Origin of the sequence: Streptomyces sp. URMC 126 (assembly GCF_051386555.1) — a bacterium.
Taxonomy (GTDB): Bacteria; Actinomycetota; Actinomycetes; order Streptomycetales; family Streptomycetaceae; genus Streptomyces.
This window is the reverse complement of record NZ_JBPQTX010001394.1, coordinates 1-233: the sequence shown is the minus strand read 5'-3', so window position 1 is coordinate 233 and position 233 is coordinate 1. Positions and strand designations below refer to the sequence as shown.

General features: G+C 67.8%; 1 protein-coding gene. It reads right to left on the bottom strand.

The annotated features are described in order from the left end of the window. Positions 1-233 (bottom strand): nitroreductase family protein (locus tag ACSNOK_RS36415; RefSeq protein WP_436784925.1); only part of this gene is annotated, 233 nt, incomplete at both ends.

The following is a 233-nucleotide window of genomic DNA, read 5'->3' as shown; positions in this document are numbered from 1 at the left end:
ATTCAGCAGCCGGCTGATGGGCCCGCGCCGGAAGCTGTTGACGGGGCAGGCGCCCAGGCCGAGGGCGTGGGCGGCGAGCAGAAGGTTCTCGACGGCCATCGCCACACAGAGTTTGCTGGTGTGGTAGAGCTCCGAGGAGAACTTCTCCGACTGGGCCCGGTCGACGCAGGCGACGACGGTGAGCGTGGGTGTGCCGATGATGCCCGGGGAGAATGCCCTGACGCGCCGTAAAC